Origin of the sequence: Pelosinus sp. sgz500959 (assembly GCF_042610375.1) — a bacterium.
Classification (GTDB): Bacteria; Bacillota; Negativicutes; order DSM-13327; family DSM-13327; genus CTSoil-075.
This window is the reverse complement of sequence record NZ_JBGJZL010000005.1, coordinates 275,189-296,152: the sequence shown is the minus strand read 5'-3', so window position 1 is coordinate 296,152 and position 20,964 is coordinate 275,189. Positions and strand designations below refer to the sequence as shown.

At 36.8% G+C, this 20,964-nt stretch carries 16 protein-coding genes and 1 riboswitch; of the genes, 4 read left to right on the top strand and 12 right to left on the bottom strand.

All coding sequences use genetic code 11. From position 1 onward, the window contains the following. Positions 1–129 precede the first annotated feature (129 nt). Positions 130–1,908 (top strand): two-component system histidine kinase PnpS, encoded by a 1,779-nt coding sequence (pnpS, locus tag ACAN52_RS10285; protein ID WP_378954661.1) that lies wholly within the window; start codon positions 130–132, stop codon positions 1,906–1,908. 153 nt (positions 1,909–2,061) lie between these two features. Here pnpS and ACAN52_RS10280 read toward each other — a convergent pair whose 3' ends face one another. Beyond that, positions 2,062–2,709: an HAD family hydrolase gene (locus ACAN52_RS10280; RefSeq protein ID WP_378954660.1), complete on the bottom strand. Its 648-nt coding sequence runs from the start codon at positions 2,707–2,709 to the stop codon at positions 2,062–2,064. Further along, positions 2,702–3,271: a xanthine phosphoribosyltransferase gene (locus ACAN52_RS10275; protein WP_378954659.1), complete on the bottom strand. Its 570-nt coding sequence runs from the start codon at positions 3,269–3,271 to the stop codon at positions 2,702–2,704. The genes ACAN52_RS10280 and ACAN52_RS10275 overlap by 8 nt, the downstream gene beginning before the upstream one ends. 193 nt (positions 3,272–3,464) lie before the next feature. On the opposite strand from ACAN52_RS10275, the gene ACAN52_RS10270 reads away from it, so the two are divergent. Together ACAN52_RS10270 and ACAN52_RS10265 are read left to right on the top strand one after the other, a co-directional pair. Then, positions 3,465–5,222, top strand: coding sequence for a 2-oxoacid:acceptor oxidoreductase subunit alpha (locus ACAN52_RS10270; RefSeq protein WP_378954658.1), 1,758 nt, complete (start codon positions 3,465–3,467; stop codon positions 5,220–5,222). Continuing rightward, complete coding sequence (locus tag ACAN52_RS10265) at positions 5,222–6,085, top strand: thiamine pyrophosphate-dependent enzyme (protein WP_378954657.1); 864 nt, start codon at positions 5,222–5,224, stop codon at positions 6,083–6,085. The genes ACAN52_RS10270 and ACAN52_RS10265 overlap by 1 nt, the downstream gene beginning before the upstream one ends. 84 nt (positions 6,086–6,169) lie before the next feature. On the opposite strand, the gene ACAN52_RS10260 is transcribed toward ACAN52_RS10265, so the two are convergent. From ACAN52_RS10260 to ACAN52_RS10250, 3 genes are all read right to left on the bottom strand, one after another. Beyond that, a complete protein-coding gene (locus ACAN52_RS10260; protein ID WP_378954656.1) occupies positions 6,170–8,227 on the bottom strand; it encodes a putative bifunctional diguanylate cyclase/phosphodiesterase in 2,058 nt (685 codons plus the stop codon). A 203-nt stretch (positions 8,228–8,430) separates the two neighbouring features. After that, positions 8,431–9,057 (bottom strand): YitT family protein, encoded by a 627-nt coding sequence (locus ACAN52_RS10255; RefSeq protein ID WP_378954655.1) that lies wholly within the window; start codon positions 9,055–9,057, stop codon positions 8,431–8,433. Between the two features lie 14 nt (positions 9,058–9,071). Beyond that, positions 9,072–9,461 (bottom strand): NusG domain II-containing protein, encoded by a 390-nt coding sequence (locus tag ACAN52_RS10250; RefSeq protein WP_378954654.1) that lies wholly within the window; start codon positions 9,459–9,461, stop codon positions 9,072–9,074. Positions 9,462–9,640: 179 nt separating this feature from the next. Here ACAN52_RS10250 and ACAN52_RS10245 point away from each other — a divergent pair, with 179 nt between their 5' ends. After that, on the top strand, positions 9,641–10,852 hold the full coding sequence (locus ACAN52_RS10245) for a 3D domain-containing protein (RefSeq protein ID WP_378954653.1): 1,212 nt from the start codon (positions 9,641–9,643) through the stop codon (positions 10,850–10,852). 50 nt (positions 10,853–10,902) lie between these two features. Here the strand turns inward: ACAN52_RS10245 and ACAN52_RS10240 are convergent, their stop codons facing one another. The 7 genes from ACAN52_RS10240 to ACAN52_RS10210 form a co-directional block, all read right to left on the bottom strand. Continuing rightward, positions 10,903–11,310: a VOC family protein gene (locus ACAN52_RS10240; RefSeq protein ID WP_378954652.1), complete on the bottom strand. Its 408-nt coding sequence runs from the start codon at positions 11,308–11,310 to the stop codon at positions 10,903–10,905. Positions 11,311–11,578: 268 nt separating this feature from the next. Then, the gene (locus ACAN52_RS10235; RefSeq protein ID WP_378954651.1) at positions 11,579–12,436 is read right to left on the bottom strand and encodes a methyl-accepting chemotaxis protein; all 858 of its coding nucleotides are present in this window, start codon (positions 12,434–12,436) and stop codon (positions 11,579–11,581) included. Positions 12,437–12,629: 193 nt separating this feature from the next. Then, the gene (locus ACAN52_RS10230) at positions 12,630–14,609 is read right to left on the bottom strand and encodes a methyl-accepting chemotaxis protein (protein WP_378954650.1); all 1,980 of its coding nucleotides are present in this window, start codon (positions 14,607–14,609) and stop codon (positions 12,630–12,632) included. 195 nt (positions 14,610–14,804) lie between these two features. Then, positions 14,805–15,896, bottom strand: a complete 1,092-nt coding sequence (gene cobT, locus ACAN52_RS10225; RefSeq protein WP_378954649.1) for a nicotinate-nucleotide--dimethylbenzimidazole phosphoribosyltransferase — start codon at positions 15,894–15,896, stop codon at positions 14,805–14,807. A gap of 24 nt (positions 15,897–15,920) precedes the next feature. Next, on the bottom strand, positions 15,921–16,988 hold the full coding sequence (cobT, locus tag ACAN52_RS10220) for a nicotinate-nucleotide--dimethylbenzimidazole phosphoribosyltransferase (RefSeq protein WP_378954647.1): 1,068 nt from the start codon (positions 16,986–16,988) through the stop codon (positions 15,921–15,923). A 104-nt stretch (positions 16,989–17,092) separates the two neighbouring features. After that, a riboswitch (cobalamin riboswitch) is annotated at positions 17,093–17,278 on the bottom strand. Between the two features lie 81 nt (positions 17,279–17,359). Next, positions 17,360–18,901 carry a DUF3369 domain-containing protein gene (locus ACAN52_RS10215; protein ID WP_378954646.1) on the bottom strand — a complete coding sequence of 514 codons (1,542 nt, stop codon included), beginning with the start codon at positions 18,899–18,901 and terminating at the stop codon, positions 17,360–17,362. After that, positions 18,894–20,945: an ABC transporter substrate binding protein gene (locus ACAN52_RS10210; protein WP_378954644.1), complete on the bottom strand. Its 2,052-nt coding sequence runs from the start codon at positions 20,943–20,945 to the stop codon at positions 18,894–18,896. The genes ACAN52_RS10215 and ACAN52_RS10210 overlap by 8 nt, the downstream gene beginning before the upstream one ends. Positions 20,946–20,964 lie beyond the last annotated feature (19 nt).

The window sequence follows — 20,964 nt, the reverse complement described above, 5'->3', positions numbered from 1 at the left end:
ACTTCATGTTATATTTTAATTCATTAATATAAGTATATTGTTAAGCCTAGGTTATCTTTTTGTTAAATTCATAGCTAGTTCTATCTTTTTATTGTATGATTTTTCTATATACTTTAGGGGAGGGCTATTATGTTTAAACGAGGTATAAAATCTAGACTCATTGTTACTTATCTTGTCTTAATTTTATTAACAATGTCATTATTAAGCAGTTATCTTTTATGGTTTTTTTATCAAAATAATTTAGACATGTTAACAAGTAGCCTATTAACAAATGCTCGAGTTACAGAACAATTTTTGGAAGATTACATGAAAGGACCGAAAGAAAAATCAGGTATCGATCAACGCCTGAAAGAATTAGCTACCAAAAGCGACTTGCGAATTACAGTCATCGATAATAATGGTACTGTACTTGCTGATTCTTGGGAAAATCCAACACTTATGGAAAATCATTTAGAACGTCCCGAAGTATCCGCCGCTTTAAGTGGCGAAGTCGGAAAATCCATTCGCTATAGTACTACCATTAATCAGAATATGCTCTACGCATCCATTCCCATTTGGCATGGTAGCGAGGTCTTAGGAACAGTTCGAATTGCCAGTACCCTTGCTACAGTTGATGCCGGCTTTAACAGCATTAAGTCGACTCTCCTTGCCACTATTTTCTTAACTTCATTATTAGCAATTGCTCTTAGCCTCCGATTGGCTCACAAATATACAGCACCTTTAGAAGAAATAACAACTGCTGCTCGAGAAATCGGAGACGGAAATTTAGATCGCCGGCTTTATGTGCGCACGGGAGATGAACTGGAACTCCTAGCCCATACTCTCAATCATCTTGCCTCCAACCTAGATGACAAAATCAATGAAACAACTGCTGAAGCGCAAAAATTAACTCTTATTCTTGAACACATGGATAATTCTGTAATTCTTCTTGATCGTTACGGGCGAGTGTTAACTGCCAATAAAACGGCTCGAGATATTTTTGACATTCATGATTCCATGATGAATCAACATAATATGCAAGTCATTGGCAATAGCCAATTGGATCGTTCTATACATCAAACTGTTATCAATGACCAAAGCATGCAAATTCAGCTTAAAACTAAAATCCATGGTAACAAACGAGTATTTCAAGTATTTTTAGCACCCATTACAACTAAAGAGAAGGATAATACTCGTATTTTAAGCGTATTCCACGATATCACAACCCTTCAAGATCTCCATGAACGCCAAGCTGATTTTGTTGCCAATGCTTCCCATGAATTGGCAACTCCTCTTACAGCTATAAAAGGTTTTGCTGAAACCTTGCTAGATGGGGCTATGGAAGACTCTGCACTCAGGACCAAATTTATTAATATTATTCATAGCGAAGCCGAAAGAATGCAACGTTTAATCAACGAATTACTACAATTAGCTAAGCTTAATTCTCAAGAATACCGTCAACAAATTAAATTAGAACCAACTGACTTAACGCCGCTCCTACACAAGGCTCAGCAATATCTCATTGCCCATGCTGACGAAAAAAATATCACAATTACGATTGATGCCCCTTCTGAACCTCTTATTGTTATGGCTAACCCTGATTGGCTCAAACAAATTCTCATTAACTTGTTAGATAACAGCATCAAATATACTCTTGCGACAGGTCTGATTGTTTTACAATGCTATCAGGAGGATAAAGAAGCGATCTTGATTGTGAAAGATTCTGGCATTGGCATCCCGTCTGCCGATTTACCTCTCATTTTTGATCGTTTTTATCGAGTCGACAAAGCACGGACTCGTAGTGCTGGTGGTACAGGTCTCGGATTATCCATTGTTAAGTTCATTATCGAAATGCATGGTGGGCAAATTTCCGTCCAGAGTACCGTTAATAAAGGAACAACTTTCACGATTAAATTACCACTTGCTTAAATAAGGTTCAGATTTTTCTTGGTGATTTTAATCAATTACAAGAAAGATCTGAACCCTTATTATCTAGAAACAAAAATAGAGATGGAGCTTTAGCTCCATCTCTATTTTTGTTTCTTTATCTATATTACGCCAAAGGAATCATATTGAATAAACTTATATGCATAACAATTGCTCTAGTTCTGGTACAGTATTTACTATATGGTTCGGTTTAGCTAGGATCAGCTCATCACAGCTACCATATCCATAAGAGACACCAACCACATCAATACCATTTTCTTGGGCCCCAACGATATCAAACTTACGATCGCCAACCATAATGATTTTTTGTGCAGCAGACTGATCAACTTGAGATAAGACAAACTGAATCACATCACTTTTTTCCACTCTTGTCCCATCAAGTTCACTGCCGATCACCGCTTTAAAAAAATGAATTAAACCAAAATGTTCTAATATCTTTATCGAAAATATTGTTGGTTTTGAAGTAGCAACAAATAATGTTTTTCCTTGACTTTGCAATTTCTCAAGTAATTCTTTGATACCCTCATAAACTGCATTTTCATATAATCCAACTTGGGAAAAGCGCTCGCGATAATACACAAGAGCCTGCTTTGCTTCATCGTCATTCATGTGATAATACTCTTTAAAAGAGGCTATCAATGGCGGTCCAATAAAAATCGTTAGTTTTTCCAAATCATTTTCGACAATACCCATTTTTTCAAGAGCATATTGTACTGATTTCGTAATACCTGGTTTAGGATCTGTTAATGTTCCATCAAGATCAAATAAAATAACATCATACATAATTGACTTGTCCATTTGAAAAGGACTTAATACGAACGAGAGATTCCACCCGATATCCAGCACTTTTTAATTTTTCTGCACCTGGTTGAAATGATTTTTCAATCACAATTCCAATTCCCACAACATTAGCACCCGCTTGCTCGACAATATGCGTCAGACCAAGAGCAGCTTCGCCATTTGCTAAGAAATCATCAATAATCATCACATTTTCACCCGTTGCTAATAATTCCTTAGAAACGGTCACATAATTGCTTTCTTTTTTAGTAAAAGAATAAACGGTTGTACTATAAACTTCATCATTACAAACAGCTGATTTTTTCTTTCGAGCAAAAACGACAGGCACTTTTAAGGCAAGCCCTACCATAATGGCAACGGCAATACCCGAAGATTCAATGGTCAACACTTTTGTTACCTTATTATTTTTAAACCGAAGAGCAAACTCTTCTCCAAGTTTCATCATCAACTCCGGATCAAGTTGGTGATTCAAAAAAGAATCTACTTTCAGTAGCGAATTCTGTATAACCACTCCTTCGGCCTGAATCTTATCTTTCAATACTTGCATACCCTACCTCCAAACTTTTGATTATACAGATTGTATCACACTGATGCTCATATGTTAAATCAATATTACAATAATATATCGATAAATTTCAAAAAAATAAAATTGTCGATTGATAGGGTTAAAAAAGGATTTGTCTGATTTTTCACGAATTTATTGTCACATGACAACAAATACTGTCTAGGAGGGAACTCGAATGAGTAAACGATCTTATACATGTCTATTTGGTGGTGAAGCAGGTTACGGTGTTATGAGCGCTGGTTCTACGGTTGCCAAAGGAGCTAATCGCAATGGTCTATGGTCCTTTGTTGCTAACGAATATCCTTCTCTCATTAAAGGAGGGCTCAATTCTTGTCTAGTGCGTCTTTCAGATGAGCCGCTGACAGCTTATGAAGAAGATCTTGATTTTTTAGGACTCTTTTCTCAACAAGCTTTTGAATGTCACGCTCCGCAGCTAAAACCAGGAGCGATTGTATTGTATGATTCAACGACCGTTACAATCGATGAAAGCAAACTTTCTGCTGAAACATTATTCTATCCCGTCTCTTTAATGGAGTATATTCCTAAAGGGAGTGCCAAGATCATGGGCAATAGCGCAATGCTGGGCGCCTTTTCTGCTCTTACAGGTTATCCTCTTGAAGTATTAATCGATATTATAAAAGATGAATTTCATAATGAACAGTTACAAGAAGCTAATATTCTAATTTTAAAACAAGTCTATGATCATGTCCGCTCTACCTTACCTACAGAAAAAATTTTTCCATTACAATTTAAGCAACAAAGCCAACCTAAAATGTTAATAAACGGTAATGAGGCCCTTTCTTTAGGTGCCATTCAAGCTGGCTGCAAATTTTCTGCTGGTTATCCAATGACGCCAGGTTCTAGTGTCCTCAGTTACTTAGCTGACTATGGAGCCGACTATGGTCTTGTTTTCAAGCAAGCTGAAGATGAAATTGCCGCTATCAATATGCTCATTGGTGCTTCTTTTGCGGGTGTACGTTCCATGGGATCAACAAGCGGTGGTGGTTTTGCCCTTATGGTCGAAGCATTAGGTTTTGCTGCCCAAGCAGAACTCCCCATTGTGATGGTCAATGCTCAACGCGGCGGTCCAAGTACAGGTCTACCAACGAGAACGGCGCAAGCTGACTTAAATTTTGTAGTACATGCCTCCCAGGGAGAGTTTCCCCGTATTGTCCTAGCACCTGGGGATATTGAAGAATGTTTTTATGAAACCTTTCGTTTATTTAATTTAGCCGATCAATATCAAGTACCATGTATCATTTTAACAGATAAATTTTTGGCAGATTCATCGATTTCGCAACCATTATTTGAAACAGAGCACTTAATGATTGATCGTGGAAAACGTTTTGATCCTAATAAACAAGGTTCTGATGAACCTTATCTGCGCTATAAACTGACTCCTGATGGTATATCTCCCCAAGCAGTTCCTGGACAAATTGGCGGGCGTCATATTGCAACAAGCTATACCCACGGTGAAGATGGTTTTTACAGTTCTGGAAATCATGAATATGCTATTAATGAGCCCGCTGTAGCCGTTGCGAGTATGGATAAACTATTTAACAAACTTCCGTCTATGGAAAAGGAGATACCTGCAATTAACACCTATGGCCCTGTTGATGCAGATCTAACAATTATTGCATGGGGATCAACCAAAGGTGCGATCCTTGAAGCCATCGAACAAGCACAAAGCGCTGGAATCACCGTAAACTTTTTGCAAGTTCTTTATATTTCCCCCTTCCCGACTGCTGCCATGGAACTAAAATTAAAAAATATAAAGAAAAGTCTACTCATTGAAGGCAATAAAACAGCACAACTTGGCAGTATTATTCGTGCTCATACAGGCTATAAAACTGATTATACTTACTTGAAATATAACTCACGTCCCTTTGTACCTTCAGAAATTCTTGCAAAAATCAAGGAGGTGCTTTCCTAATGGCTGCTCATGATATCAATCTACCCTATGTTCCGACTTGGTGTACTGGTTGCGGTGACTATGGAATTTTAAATGCGCTAAAAAAAGCAATGGGCATACTCAATCTTGATTTAGAACAAACAGTACTGGCAACTGGTGTAGGTTGTTCCAGTAAAATTTCTCAATATGTAAATACATATCGCATCGAAACACTTCATGGACGTTCTTTGCCAGTTGCTACAGGCATTAAATTAGCGAATCACAATCTAACGGTGATTGCCGAAGGCGGCGACGGTGATGGAATGGGCCTTGGCATGGGACACTTTGTTCATACAGCCCGGCGTAACCTGGATATTACTTATTTCATTCACAACAACCAAATTTATGGACTCACGAAAGGACAAGCTTCGCCAACCAGTGATTTAGGAGTTGTTACAAAGTTTACTCCTGCTCCTTTAGGCAATGTAGAGCAACCAATTAATATTGTCAAAATGGCACTTAATGTAGGAGCTACCTTTGTTGCTCGCGCCTTTGTCTCCAATAGTACCCAACTAGCAAATCTCATGGCTGAAGCTATCCGTCATCCAGGTTTTTCCGTCATTGATATTCTTCAACCTTGTGTTTCTTTTAATCATATTAATACATACCAATGGTATCAGCAACGGATAAAACCCATTGAAGAAATGGAAGGTTATAATCCTGATCAGTTAGAATCCGCTCTTTCCTTGGCAACTTTATGGGGTGAGCAAATACCTGTCGGTCTATTTTACCGTAAAATAAAGCCTACTTTTAATGGTTCCTTACCGCAACTTACTCAAGCCCCCCTCGCCACTCAAGATATTCAACATATTGATATCAGCAAAGTAATGAAAACTTTATGTTAATGATATAAAAATTATAATGTGAAGAAAGTCCCTATTTGCTCCGTGAGTAAATAGGGACTTTCTTTATACATTAATAAATTCTCATTATTCTTCAATTTTTCGATTCTGAAACCATTCGACAAAATCTTGACTAGACAATGGTTTTGAGTAATAATACCCCTGAACTTCATCACATTGAAGTTTTCTTAAAAAATTTAATTCCTCTTCCAGCTCGACACCTTCAGCAATGGTCTTTATTTTCAAGTTTTTACCAAGGGCAATAATGGATTCAACAATTGCTTGGGTGACAGGAACCTTCATCAACCCGCGAATAAAAGATTGATCTATTTTCAGTTTATCTAAAGGAAAATATTGCAAATAACTAAGACTTGAGAAACCTGTACCAAAATCATCTAAGGATAATTTTATCCCCATCTTTTTGATACTTTTCAATTGTTCAATGACAAATTCAGGTTCTTTCATAACAACACTCTCTGTAACTTCCAAATCTAAATAACCTGGCTCTATGCCACTGCTTCTGATGACCCCAGCTAACATAGGTAAAAAACATGGATCACGAAACTGGACTGCTGATATATTGATTGACATTGGGATAGGAGGAAGACCCATTTCAATCCAATATTGATGTTGACGGCAAGCTTCAATAATCACCCATTCACCAATTGGAATAATAAGGCCCGTCTCTTCTGTAAGAGGAATAAACTCCATTGGAGAGATCATCTTCCTGACTGGATGGATCCAGCGAATCAGAGCTTCAACGCCAACAACGGCTCCAGTTTGGGCGTCGAGTTGCGGTTGATACAGTAGGGTAAACTCTTGTCGATCAAGTGCGCGGCGTAGACCATTTTCCATAATTAGTCGATCTGAAGCATATTCGTTCATACTCGCAGTAAAAAATTGATACGTATTACGACCATTTTCCTTAGCTTTGTGCATTGCCGTATCTGCATTTCTAAGTATTACTTCTGCAGTATCACCATCTTCTGGAAAAATACTAACTCCCATACTCGCCGTAATCATAAGTTCTACATGATCATATACAACCGGTTGTGTGATCATAGCAATTCTTTTATTCATCGCTGTGACAATTTCAGATTCTTTATGAATATCTAGTAATATAATGACAAAAGAATCACCACCAAAACGTCCAGTAATACTTTTATCAGTTGAACAAATTTCTAGACGTTTAGTAATTTCTTTTAGAAAATCATCGCCCACTTCATGGCCTAAAGAATCATTTATATTCTTAAATCGATCCAAACCCATGGAAATAACTCCAATACAACTACCATTGCCTCTTGCATTTTGTATTGCTATACCAAGCTCTTCAACAATCGTTTTCCGATTCAGTAATCCTGTTAACGCATCATGTCGATCAAGATAAGCAATCCTTTCTTCAGCAGCCTTACGCTCAGTAATATCTTCAAAATTTGCCAAATAATTGATTAAATTCCCTTGTTTATCTTTAATTTGCTGGATTCTTAGCCATTTGATATAGAATGTACCATCTTTTCTCTTTTCCCAAATTTCTCCTTGCCAAAAACCAGCTTGATTGATGGCAGCCCACATTTTTTGGTAAAAAATTTTATCATGCCGACCAGACTTTAAAATACTCGGATCTTTTCCAACAATTTCATTAAAAGAATATCCAGTAGCCTGAGTAAAAGCTTGATTAACAGCTACAAATTTATTCTGAGCATCAGTAATGGAAATTGCTTCCCCGCTATTTTCAAATATTTTCATAAAAATTGATTGCTGATCGTCAATTTTTTTCATTTCTGCACTAGATATTCCTAGACATAGACTATTTTCTTGAATAAAAAAGATGATAAATTCAACAATAAATATTGATAATAATTCTCCAGTTTGCCCTACACCTTGAATAGCAATTTTACCAAAATGTTTTTTATTCATATCAATATTTTTTTCATAATAAAAGTGCTTTGAATCAATTGTATTTTCTTCTTCGATTAATACTATTCTTTGAGAAGGATCAATTATTTCAAACCGATCAACTTTCATTTTTTCGGTAGAATCAATTATAAGACCTTGATCATCCCAAATAACAATGAAATATCCAGTAATATCATATATCAACTTAATTATTTTACGGATTATATCTCTACGCAGTTGAAAAGCCAAAACGATTCACCTATCCTTATATTTCGTACCATAAAAAGTTTAATTGTGACTACTTATAAAAATTCATCAATTTTTGATAGGTTTTCTATCTTATTATTTTATTCTACCATTTATTGAATAAATATGTACATTTTTAGACAAAATAATAATTTCATCTAAAAAGCAATAAATAATCAATCAAATTTCCTTCTACAACTTATCTTTTATCCATCAGTCTCCATTCTCTTGATCAGAGGTACATGCTTTATATCTTGTGCTCGTTTGCCCATAATACTAAAGGCCCATTGAATGGAAGGTCCTAATGTCAAAGCAATAATCACAGTACCAATTCCTACAGGCCCTCCTAAAAGATATCCAATAATAGCTACACTCGTTTCTATGACAGTCCTCACCTTCCATACCGGCCAACCTGTTTTGTCAATCGATCCCACCATAAAACTATCCCTAGGACCAGCACCAAATGCAGCAGAAAGATAAAAAAAACTAGCCCAGCCAATAACCACAACGCCTCCTAATAACATGGCTAATTGGGAGAACCAATGACTAGGAACCGTTAACCAACTACAGGTCATAAAAAAATCAATAAATAAACCAATAAAATACATGTTAGCAAGTGTACCCCATCCTGGTTTTACTCCTAAAAACCAGCTGGCAATAATAACAAGGACCCCTGTTAATTGAGATACTTGTCCTAAAGTCAAAGGAAGATAATTAATTAACCCTAAATGAAGGGCATCCCATGGACCAGTTCCTAAATTACTTTTGATTGTCATTACAATTCCAAAACCAAAAAGTAAAAGCCCCCAAAATAAAAAAATAATTTTTTTCATCTTTATATCTCCTCCTACCTAGCAATATCATCGACATCAAGAGACTCATTGGATACTAAATTAATTACAATACGATAAGGTAAATTTACCACTTGTTGAGGTGGTTTACTGATCCAACCCGTCTGCACGCCAATTTGGCGTGGTGAGTCATCTTGCCGTATTCGTATACGTCCATCTTGTACTTCAATCACTGCATATTCTTTTTGACCACCAATACGAAATTCCTCACTATAACCCTTTCGAAGAGTAACGGCCTTAACTAGCTTACTATCAACCCTAATTTCCGCAATGGTATCTCCTTGAGTAGGAAAAAGGAAAATGCTAAGACCAATACCAATGATCGAAAATAAAATAACGACACCAATTAACCATTTATCTGCAAGCGTCAGTCCAAAATTTTTCATAATACATCTCCTGCCTATTATATAACTAGCATTTCGTTATCCAATCACACATATCCTGCGCTTCCCTACGAATAAACAAGTATAAATAATATTTTCCAAACTTTTTAAAAAATAACAGGATTTTTAAAACTTTTTTTAATCCATACTATAATTAATCTGCTGATAAAGGTGGCTATATTATGACACATAAATATCGTCACAAACAAATCCAACGTTTTAAACAAAAATATAAAAACCTTGCTGCAGTAGTCGCTGCTGCAACTATATTATCAACCGCCATGTTACCAGGAATGCCCACTGCAACAGCCCATGCATCAGCCAGTGTAAATTCTGGAAATCCATCAGCTACCACTTCACAAGGGCTTGGAAAAGCAAGTCAATCAGCAGCTCAATTGAACTTTAATTCATCGGTGAAAGAAACAAAAAACGAAAGCAAAAACCAACAGCCAGCTCCAACTATTAATAAAAATTCTGAAGCTAATCAAAAAATAACTGAAAAAACTAATTCAGAAAGTAAGGCACCAGAACCAGTTAAGGAAATTAAGCCTGAACCAACTAAAGAAGTTAAACCTGGAAACAATCCAACAGAGCCAACTACAGAAGTTAAGCCGGAACCAACTAAAGAAGTTAAACCTGGAAACAATCCAACAGAGCCAACTACAGAAGTTAAGCCGGAACCAACTAAAGAAGTTAAACCTGAAAACAATCCAACAGAGCCAACTACAGAAGTTAAGCCGGAACCAACTGAAGAAGTTAAACCTGAAAACAATCCAACAGAGCCAACTACAGAAGTTAAGCCGGAACCAACTGAAGAAGTTAAACCTGAAAACAATCCAACAGAGCCAACTACAGAAGTTAAGCCGGAACCAACTGAAGAAGTTAAACCTGAAAACAATCCAACAGAGCCAACTACAGAAGTTAAGCCGGAACCAACTGAAGAAGCTAAACCTGAAAACAATCCAACAGAGCCAACTACGGAAGTTAAGCCTGAACCAACGGAAGAAGTTAAACCTTCCCCTCCTAGTGAATCTCCTATTGCAACAAAACCATCATCAGGTACTCCACCAACACAATATAAACAAGTACTCGATATCTCCGCAACTGCTTATGCTCCAGGTCCTCATGACAATGATCAATGGGGCAACAAGACTTATATCGGCAGCCAAGTTCGTCCTGGTATTATTGCCGTTGATCCTAAAGTCATTCCTCTCGGTTCACGTGTATATATCGAATATCCTGACGGTCATGGCGAGTATGCAATCGCAGAAGATACAGGCGGAGCCATTAAAGGTAATCGCGTTGATATTGCGAAATGGACTGTTAATGAAGCAAAAGACTTTGGTATTCAAAAAGTTAAAGTCTATGTTGTAAATACACCCGAAAAAGTCTAATAAAAATAAGCCGAAATCCTTATATTATACAAGGATTTCGGCTTACTGAATTACTTTTTAAAAGCATCATAAACTTGTTTATACTCTGGAGTTGGTAAGATTGCTTTATAAATATAAACGTGGATACCATTAGGATCATTAATCACAAAACTTCTTTCTCCCCATGGCTTATCTTGCATTTCTTGATAAATATGCAATCCTTCTGCTTTTAAACGGTCATATTCAGCATCAACATCATCAACTTCAAATGAAATAATTAAACCTTTACCATTAAAAAATTCCCCTTCTTCTCGTTGTGGTAAGGTAAAGCTGATACCGCTTGCTAAATCCCTTGCAATTAGCTCTATATACCAGTCACTTTCATACAATAATTGAAAATCAAAATGTTCCATATAAAAATTTTTAGACTCTTGCAGCTTATTGGTACTAATGGTTGCATCAACTCGTTTTATTTTCATAAAAACCCTCTCCTCTAACTAAATAGAAAAATTAATTCTTGTAAAATAATTAAAACCTTTTACAAGCATTATAAAAACGAAAAATCATTCTATATAAATTATATTACTTATTCAACGTTTTATACTAAAATCCTCCAAGAAATATAAGAAAAGACTTGGCTTGTGCTAAGTCCTCAGACGCAGGCAGAAGCCTTAGTCGTTCTTACTTGGAATCAAGAAAGTGTTATACTTTCTGATTCCGTTAGAAAAGACTTAGCTTACATCAAACCTAAGCTCTATCAGCGAGATCTAAAAGACGTTGACTCACTCGACGAAGTCCTTCTACCATCTGAGCAATACTTTGTGTTGACTTTGCCTGTTCTTGTAAAATACTGCTATTTTCTTTGGCACCATCGATAACCTTATTCACAGAACCTTTCAGTTTTTTTAATTGATTTTCGATGGCTGTAGCCGATTGGTTACTTTCACCAGAAAGTTTTCTCACTTCTTCGGCTACAACAGAAAATCCTCTGCCTTGTTCGCCTGCGCGGGCAGCCTCAATCGCTGCATTAAGACCAAGAAGGTTTGTTTGACTTGCAATTTTCCGAATCACTCCAAGTATTTCTGAAGTACTATTAATTCCATCAGCAGCTTCTTTCGTCATGGTCGCTGATTCAATATCAGCTGAAGCCAATTTTTGTGATGCGATGGTTAATTCTCCAGTAGCAATCGAAGTTTGTTCTATCGCATTAGACATTTCATTCACACAAATCCGTACTTCCCTTGCCGTTTCCTGCTCATGAAGTCTTCCAACAATCCAACCAGCAGCAAGTTGTGCGATCGGTTCAACAATTCTAATTTCTCCCGCAATACCGAAAGTACCAACAGTCATTTTTCCATCCTGAATAGCAAGGTTAACTCCTGCTTTCATTTTATTACCTGATCGAATGACTTCTTCATCAGTAACTACAATACGATGAATCCCTTCTTCTTGTATTTTTTTTGAGCCTGCATGTATAACTCCCAACCTACTCCGAGCAGAATCAGCAATGATGACTGCAGCAGTATCACAAACAATCGTATGGTAATTGGTCCTTTCATATATAAAGTCAACGATATCAGTAGCGATTTTCCCATCAATAATCATAAAAATCTCTCCTATATAAAACATTTCTTTATTCGATGACCAAGCCTTCTTTAACCCTATATTGAATTATTTCCTGTCTCAGCCAATAATTCCTGCACAAAGCGTCTTATGTTATAATTTTTTATTCATTTTCGATATCAAAAGACGCTCTTTATCCGAGTTGATAAACAGCGTCTTTTGCTTTATGCAATGACTAAATTTGAAATTTGCCTACGATCTCTTGAAGTTTTTGTGCCATTTCGGCAAGATGTTGGCTAGAAGAAGCAATCTCTTCCATAGAGGCTGCTTGCTCCTCCGTGGCGGCAGATACAGTCTCAGCTTCATCTGCGACTCTTTTACTCAAATCATTGATTACATCTACAGCTGAAACAATTTGTTGTCCGCCCTGATTCATCTGCTGCATCGAATTCGAAATATCAATCACTTGCTTTGAGACTTGTTCTACCATTTGCGCAATTTCACGAAATGCAATACCAGCAGTATTAACAGTCTCAGTTCCAAGGCTTACTTCACGGGTACCATCATTCATAGAAACAACAGCCTTTTCCGTATCCCCTTGTATTTCACCAATAAGATTAGCAATTTGTTTTGTAGCTTCCTGTGATTGCTCAGCTAATTTACGAACTTCTTCTGCAACTACCGCAAAACCACGTCCTTGTTCTCCTGCGCGCGCTGCTTCAATCGCCGCATTCAAAGCTAATAAATTAGTTTGACCTGCTATCCCTGAGATTGTATCTATAATCTGTCCAATTTCTTTTGACCTTTCACCTAAATTAGCAATAACCTTAGCAGAAGTATTAACAGTTTGTTCAATAAGGCCCATCTGATGAATGGCGCGTTCAATAGAAATCCCACTGTCTTTAGCTTTATCAACAACTTGTGAGGCCTTTGTGACAGCATGATTAGCACCATCAGACACCTGCTGTATTCCTGTTAACATTTTTTGTACTACATTCCCTGTATTTTCTACTCCATTCAGTTGGTCTTTAGCCCCGTGATGAATATGCATAATAGATCCAGCCACTTGATTTGTAGCTTGAGATGATTCCTGAGAACTCGCAGTCAACTCTTCTGAAGAAGCTGCTAACTGCTCCGAACTCGTATGAACTTGCATAATAAGCTCGCGTAAATTGTGTACCATTTTATTAAACCCTTGGGCGAGTATAGCAATTTCATCCTTCCCATTTACATTAGCCTGTACTGTAAGGTCTCCAGCAGCAACCATTTGAACTTCACGAGCCAATACTTCTAAAGGATTGGTAATTCGCTTCACAGTCGCAAAGGTAATTCCAATCACAATGAAAATTGCCACTACTGCAATAATAGAAAATAGCCATCTTAAATGAACAAGAGGTGTATACACAATATCTTCAGGTACACTAATTGCTAAAATCCATCCTGTCGACGGTACTTTTTTATAAACCATCAATAAATCTTTACCATCATAAGTGTATGTATTAAAACCTTCATTTTTTTGAAGCATTTCTTTAAATAGAGGAGATAAACTTTTTATTTTTTCTACTTCTAGAACATTTTTAGACACCATCTCCGCATCTGGATGAGCGAGTACAACACCTTTGGCATCCAGTAAATATGCATATCCAGCGCCCTGCAAATTAATTTTTTTTACATTCTCAACCAGTGTTTGTAACAACATATCTGCAGCGATAACTCCTCGAATTTGCCCTGAAGTTGTTTTAATCGGCAGTGCAACAGATACCGCCATTTGTTTCGTGACTAAATCTAAATAGGGTTCTGTAAAAATCAACTTACCTTGTTGTGTTGCATCTTTATACCATTCACGCACCCTAGGATCATAATCTGCAGGAGGTGTCCATCCACTTCCATCTACCATTTTACCTTGTACAGAACCAAAATAGACATCGGAGAATTCTTTATCCACAGTCCTATATCCAGCTACCATGGGTACTGTTATTTCCCCTTCACTAAATGTACTCTGTATTGTACCCGCCGTTATTTCAATCATTTTTCCTTTACTGAGCAACCATCCATCAAGTTTATTTACATGAGAGTCGATATTCGCCTTCATTTCTTGCTGAATGCCTTTAGTAACTTGTTCTTTCGTAAAAATATATCCAGCAAGTGATGACACCAAGAGAATCACTGCAGATAATAATGAAAAAATCAATGTTAATTTGACCTTTAAATTCATTTCCTTGTTCCCCTTTCAAAAATAGATCTCGATTGATTCATCTGCCACAATTCGACAAATAAATTCCTAATACCTCCTTCTGACAAGTATAGAATATAAAAATATGATTGACGATAACAAGCAGGGATAAGATAGATCTGCTATCTTATCCCTGCTCAATGAACAATCTCAATATCGTTTTCTTACTCTATTTGATTACTCTCTGACATTTTTATCTTGCTTCAAAGCACCTGGACCATCTTGTGCAACAGCAACTTCAGCTTCACCAAAAGTTTTCATATCATTGATTACATGTAAAGATGCATTGATTAAAGACATACCAAGAGCTGCTCCTGTTCCTTCACCTAAATGCATATCAAGATGTAAATATCCTGGTATCTCCATAAGATCTAAAGCCACTTTATGTGCTGGTTCTACTGCAAAATGGGATGCTACTAGATAGTCTTTCACTTGAGGAGCAATTTTCATAGCAATCAGAGCTGCTGCGCTCGTTGCAAGACCATCAAGTACAACAGCTACACCACCTGAAGCTGCGCCCAATATAACACCTACCAAACCGGCAATCTCAAAACCACCTATTTTACTCACTACATCAAGAGCATCTTGTGGATCTGGTTGATTAATCGCAAGAGCTGTGTTAAGAATATCAATCCTCTTACTAAGAAGTTCTGGAGTGATACCTGTACCAAGTCCTATAAGCTCATTTATCTTCTTCGAACTATAGCATGCAATGATTCCTACACTTGGAAGGGTATTACCAATTCCGATAGCACCTAATCCTAAAATTTGGCATCCTTTGTTTATTTGTTCTTGGGCAATGCGGATACCAGCAGAAATGGCAGCACTCCCTTCGTCTCGGGTCATCGCTGATCCTTGAGTGATGTTTTTTGTACCATAGGCAATTTTTTCATGACATAAATTCGGACAAACAGATAAATTCGCCTCTACTCCCATATCAACTAAAACAAGCTGTGCACCAACGTGTTCAGCAAATACATTGATCGCAGCCCCTCCATGACAAGAATTGATCATCATCTCTGCTGTCACCGTTTTAGAGTAAGTGCTTACTCCCTCATCATTGATACCATGATCTCCTGCCATGAGAATGATGCCTTTTTTTAACATTTTAGGTTTATGTTGACCAGTAATACCTGCCATTTGACGCGCAATATGCTCAAAAGAATGTAGACTACCAAGGGGTTTAGTCAGGTTATCTAATCGGAGTTGACATTTTGCCATTGCAGTTTCATCTAATGGTTTTATCAGAGATATTATATTTTCGAACATGAGTCTATCCTCCTACGATCATTATTATTGTTGAGACATCATCCTTGATACTCCAGCGTCTTCAAAATTTTTCATTTTTTTCAGCATTTTACTCCCTACTGTAAGCATATCCATCACCATGGATGCACCAATTGCTTCTCCTAAACAGACCCCCATATTAAGACATGCCTCTAGCTTCAAAACACCTAAGGCAATTACATGTGCTGGTTCACCCGACAAATGAGATGCAAACATATATTCTTTGCACATCGGTTCAATAGCATTGGCAATGAGTGCGGCTGCCGTAGTGTTAAGGCCATCAATCACGACCCCGCATCGATTTGCTGCACAACCAAGAACGACACCTGCTAACCCACCAATTTCAAAACCACCAACTTTTGCTAATACATCAATTCCATCTTTAGGGTTTGGTTGATTCATTTCTAGACCGCGACGAACAACATTAATTTTTACTTCCAGCCGACTATCTGATATTCCTGTCCCTCTTCCTGTCACTTGTTCTGGGGTCAGTCCTGTAAAAGCAGCCACAATGGCAGCACTTGAGGTGGTATTACCAATTCCCATTTCCCCAAGACTAAAACATGTATAACCTTGCTTAACTTTCTCATTTACAATTTCAATGCCTGCTTCAATAGCTTGTATAGCCTGAGCACGGGTCATAGCTGGACCTTGAGTAAAGTCTTGAGTACCATAGGCAACTTTCCGATGTAAAAGTCCTGGGACATGAGATAGATCACCAGCGATTCCCATATCTGCGACTACCATATCAGCACCACAAAAATTGGCAAAAGCATTTGCACTACCACCTTTTGAGATCAGATAATTCGCTGTCATTTGCAGTGTTGTCTCTATTGGATAGGCACTGATGCCTAGTGTAGCCACACCATGGTCTGCTGATGTGATTACCATACAATGCTTTGGCACATCAGGTTGAGTTTTCCCAATAATCCCTGCATATTGTCTTACCATATTTTCTAATCGTCCAAGACTTCCTTTGGGTTTTGTTAGATTATCTAATCTAGTTTGCACCTTGGACATGATATCTTTGTCTAGATCACTAATTTTCAGCAATGTTTCTTCTAATAAACTCATCTTAACCCTCCACTTTTCAAAGTAAACTTAATATTTCCCGGGAAAATGTTAAAAAGAAGGTTTTTAGGGATTATCAATCCAAAAAAACCTTCTTTTCCATGAAGATCATAAAACAGTATAAAGGTAGGTCTCCTGGCTCCCGAATCATCGACAACTTACACCTTCCCCTTAATGAGTGGTTTTGTAAGGTCTCTTCAGTACAGTGGCGGGCCCGCGCTTATGCATGTTTTACCATGCTCAGACTTCCCTATTATCCCCCAACTGGGGGCACCTTAACCGTATTGTATGCAATTGCAATTATTATATCAACCACTCATAGCATCGTCAAGCCAATAATGTGAAAAAAATAGCGATATCAATTCAATCAAACTTTATAAATAGCAATCATCAGCAAATTTTTCTCTTATTGCTAATATATCATCAAAGTTAGCAAAAAATAAGTCTACCAATACAGGGTCAAATTGCCCCCCTTTATTTTCTTGAAAATATTCGGTAATATCCTCTAAACTCCAAGCTTTTTTATAAACTCGATCACAAGCTAACGCATCAAATACATCTGCAATGGCTGTTATTCTTGCAAAAATATGAATCTCATCCCCTCGTAAACCATCGGGATATCCTGTTCCATCATAGCGTTCATGATGTTCTTTGGCAATAATAGCAGCAGCTCTTAACATTGTGAGTTCTGAGCCTTTCAACATATCGTGCCCAATCATTGAATGCATCTTTATAATATCAAACTCAGTCGCTGTCAATTTAGCCGGTTTATTTAAAATTCCATCGGATATACCTAGTTTTCCAAGATCATGCATGGGTGCTGCTAGGTGAAGCATATCCAATTCTTTTTCTGATAACCCATATTTTTCTCCTAATAATTTAGCGTATTCAGCTACCCGTCGTACGTGATTACCCGTTTCTTTTGATCGAGTTTCAGCTACCTCTGCTAATCGGAAAAACACTTCCCGTTGGGTATCATACATTTCTAAATGTAATTTCAAATTTTCGAAAGCTGAAGATACATTTAGACAAAAAATATCTAAAAGACGCCGATCAAGTTCACTGATTTTTTGATCGCCTTCCATATAAATTAAATAATCATGTTTATCCGCACTATTCCAATAGAGTATAAAATAATCATCAAAAAACATGCTTGCTTTTTCATGCAGTACATCATCGATTTTATTTTGTACATCCGCAGATAATTTTTCTTCAATATTGGTTTCAAAATCACCTGTAGCAGCTAAAATATTGAGTGATCCATCTTTCTTGCAAGTGGCAGCAAAGCTCGATACTCTTAAATATAAGCTACTTTTATTTAACTTCAACATAGCAATTAACTGCATCAATACACCTGTGGCAAAATTTTGCATCGATTGCATGCGGAAAATTTCAGGTGTAGATTCAATAATTCGCTCTAATCCACTTTTATTGCGCTCAATTGTAACTAAATCCCGATATGAACGCAAGGAAGAAATCAATGTTGTTAATAATTTCTGAGCTGTTAATTCTGTTTTTTCCTTATAGTCGTTAATATCATATTCTACAATAACCCGTGATTCTGGTGCCTCTCCTGGTTGTCCAGTACGTAATACAATCCGCACAACCTTATTATTCATCTCTTCACGAATATATTTTACTAGTTGCAGCCCAGCATCAGCTCTTTCCATGACTACATCTAAGATAATGAGCGCAATATCCGTATATTTGTGCAATTCCACCTTAGCTTCAGCAGCAGAATAAACGCTGATAAATTCTACTCTTTTCCCTTCAAAGATAAAACCATCTAGAACAAGTTTCGTAACAACATGTACCTCTGCCTCATCATCAACAATGAGTACTTTCCAAGTATCTTGCATACTATTTTCACTATGAACTACATCACTTTCTTCCATAAATAATAAAGTATCATCCATGAATATTCCCTCCTTGTTTCTGCATGACATCAGGAAGCTTTACTGTGAATACAGTACCTACGCCGAGCTTACTCATACACTCAATACTACCACCCATTTTAAAGACCACTAAATTATATACAATATGCATACCAAGTCCTGAGCCGCCTGTACCACGGCGAGTTGTAAAAAATGGTTCAAATACTTTTTTTTGAACTTCTGGTGGCATACCTTTTCCATCATCACTATATTGCAATAAAATACTTCCATCATCATGGGAAATATCAATTGTGATTGTCCCTATTTCATCTTCATCATATGCATGTACCAATGAGTTATTAAGCAAATTGGATATGATTTGCCATAAGGTGCCTGGATGCCAATACACTTTAATATCCGCAGGACAATTCAATATAACCTTATGTTTTGTTTTTTTTAATTGAGGTTTTAAACTTACTAACACGTCATTCATATATTCGCCTAACTCAAACTGTCGCCGTTCTTCAACCGATTGATCTACTGCTATTTTTTTAAAACTATGAACTAATTGTGCTGCTCGTTCTAAATTCGTAAAAATAATCTTAACGACTTTATTACTTGCATCCAAATAATTTTCTAAATCAGATTTTTTCATTTGCCCATTAGAAAATTTTTCATTTATTTGAGATGTTTTTACTTCCAAATGAGAAGTAGCTGTAATACTATTACCAATTGGTGTATTAATTTCATGAGCTACCCCTGCCACCAATTCACCTAAAGAAGCCATTTTTTCAAATTCGACTAGATGATTACGTGTTTGTTGTAAGTCAACTAATGTATTCGTTAATGCATCATTTGTGCTTTGCAATTCCTTGGTCCGCTCTAAGACCCGTGTCTCTAACTCTGCATTTAACTGAAGAATTTCTTTTTCTCCACGCTTACGACGGCGTATATTAATGGCCAATACGATAATCAAGGCTAATAAGGTAATAAATATAAGGATCAAAAACCATACTAAATTCTTATATGTATCATAAAAACTAGCAGGTTTATTCATAATCATACTGCCTCGTGGTATTTTACTTTCGTCAAGACCGACCTTTATCATATCATTATAATCAAACATATATTGATTAATACTTTCCGTAATTACAGGAATATTCGCTGAGGGTTCACCACCAACAATAATTCGATATACCAAATCAGCTGCCCTTTGTCCTTGCAGGTATCCACTTGTCATCATACCGCCAACAACACCGTGCCCAAGATAAAAATCCCATGTACCATAAATCGGTATATTAGTGTGAGCAGAAATTAAATCACTACTTTCTTCATAACTAAAAACAGCTTGTTCCTTATCAACATTAAAAGTCATCAGCAAAATTAATGTATCCTGATCAAGAATAGCAACTTGTTCCAAGACTTCCTTCATGCTCATATTTTGAAATAAGCTAAATTGTATATTGGGAGAAAAGTTAGGTATTATTTTTTCCAATAATAGTCTATTAGTTTCTCCTACTGCACTTTCATCATTAACAACCACAATGCGTTTGACTTGTGGATGTAACTGTAATGCAAGTTCTATGGTCTTTTTCATATCAACAACTTCAACTACACCTGTCACCCATGGATTCCCTTGAATTTGATCCTCTGAAAAAAAATTAACTCCACAAAAAACGATGGGCGTAGACGGAAATAATTCTTCTTGATGTTGCAGCGCAAACTGATACGCTACATCATCTGTCACAATAACTGCATCAAATTTCTTATGCTTATATTTATATGTATATAAATTATATAAATTTTCTAGGTATTCGTTGCCAATATTACGTTTGGTATCCATATAATCAAAATATAATATGATTTGTGGATATGGATCAAATACAGTTTTAATTCCTCTTTCCAGCATTTGCACCCAAGGCATATCTGCATGATAGGAGTTGAGGACTAAAATATTTTTTTTATCTTCTTCATGTAGGTAAGTCTGTTTACTCGAAGTGTAAGCAGAGTTGGAACGAACAGTATTGTTGAATGGAATAATGAGGATCAAGAATACAAACAAGCTTACAATAACGCGATATTTCATATCTATCTCTCCTACACAA

What these genes read in the sequence shown, in the direction of transcription:
- pnpS (WP_378954661.1), top strand. Translation starts at nt 130, where the DNA reads ATGTTTAAACGAGGTATAAAATCTAGACTCATTGTTACTTATCTTGTC.
- ACAN52_RS10280 (WP_378954660.1), bottom strand. Translation starts at nt 2,709, where the DNA reads ATGTATGATGTTATTTTATTTGATCTTGATGGAACATTAACAGATCCT.
- ACAN52_RS10275 (WP_378954659.1), bottom strand. Translation starts at nt 3,271, where the DNA reads ATGCAAGTATTGAAAGATAAGATTCAGGCCGAAGGAGTGGTTATACAG.
- ACAN52_RS10270 (WP_378954658.1), top strand. Translation starts at nt 3,465, where the DNA reads ATGAGTAAACGATCTTATACATGTCTATTTGGTGGTGAAGCAGGTTAC.
- ACAN52_RS10265 (WP_378954657.1), top strand. Translation starts at nt 5,222, where the DNA reads ATGGCTGCTCATGATATCAATCTACCCTATGTTCCGACTTGGTGTACT.
- ACAN52_RS10255 (WP_378954655.1), bottom strand. Translation starts at nt 9,057, where the DNA reads ATGAAAAAAATTATTTTTTTATTTTGGGGGCTTTTACTTTTTGGTTTT.
- ACAN52_RS10250 (WP_378954654.1), bottom strand. Translation starts at nt 9,461, where the DNA reads ATGAAAAATTTTGGACTGACGCTTGCAGATAAATGGTTAATTGGTGTC.
- ACAN52_RS10245 (WP_378954653.1), top strand. Translation starts at nt 9,641, where the DNA reads ATGACACATAAATATCGTCACAAACAAATCCAACGTTTTAAACAAAAA.
- ACAN52_RS10240 (WP_378954652.1), bottom strand. Translation starts at nt 11,310, where the DNA reads ATGAAAATAAAACGAGTTGATGCAACCATTAGTACCAATAAGCTGCAA.
- ACAN52_RS10235 (WP_378954651.1), bottom strand. Translation starts at nt 12,436, where the DNA reads ATGATTATTGATGGGAAAATCGCTACTGATATCGTTGACTTTATATAT.
- ACAN52_RS10230 (WP_378954650.1), bottom strand. Translation starts at nt 14,609, where the DNA reads ATGAATTTAAAGGTCAAATTAACATTGATTTTTTCATTATTATCTGCA.
- cobT (WP_378954649.1), bottom strand. Translation starts at nt 15,896, where the DNA reads ATGTTCGAAAATATAATATCTCTGATAAAACCATTAGATGAAACTGCA.
- cobT (WP_378954647.1), bottom strand. Translation starts at nt 16,988, where the DNA reads ATGAGTTTATTAGAAGAAACATTGCTGAAAATTAGTGATCTAGACAAA.
- ACAN52_RS10215 (WP_378954646.1), bottom strand. Translation starts at nt 18,901, where the DNA reads ATGGATGATACTTTATTATTTATGGAAGAAAGTGATGTAGTTCATAGT.
- ACAN52_RS10210 (WP_378954644.1), bottom strand. Translation starts at nt 20,945, where the DNA reads ATGAAATATCGCGTTATTGTAAGCTTGTTTGTATTCTTGATCCTCATT.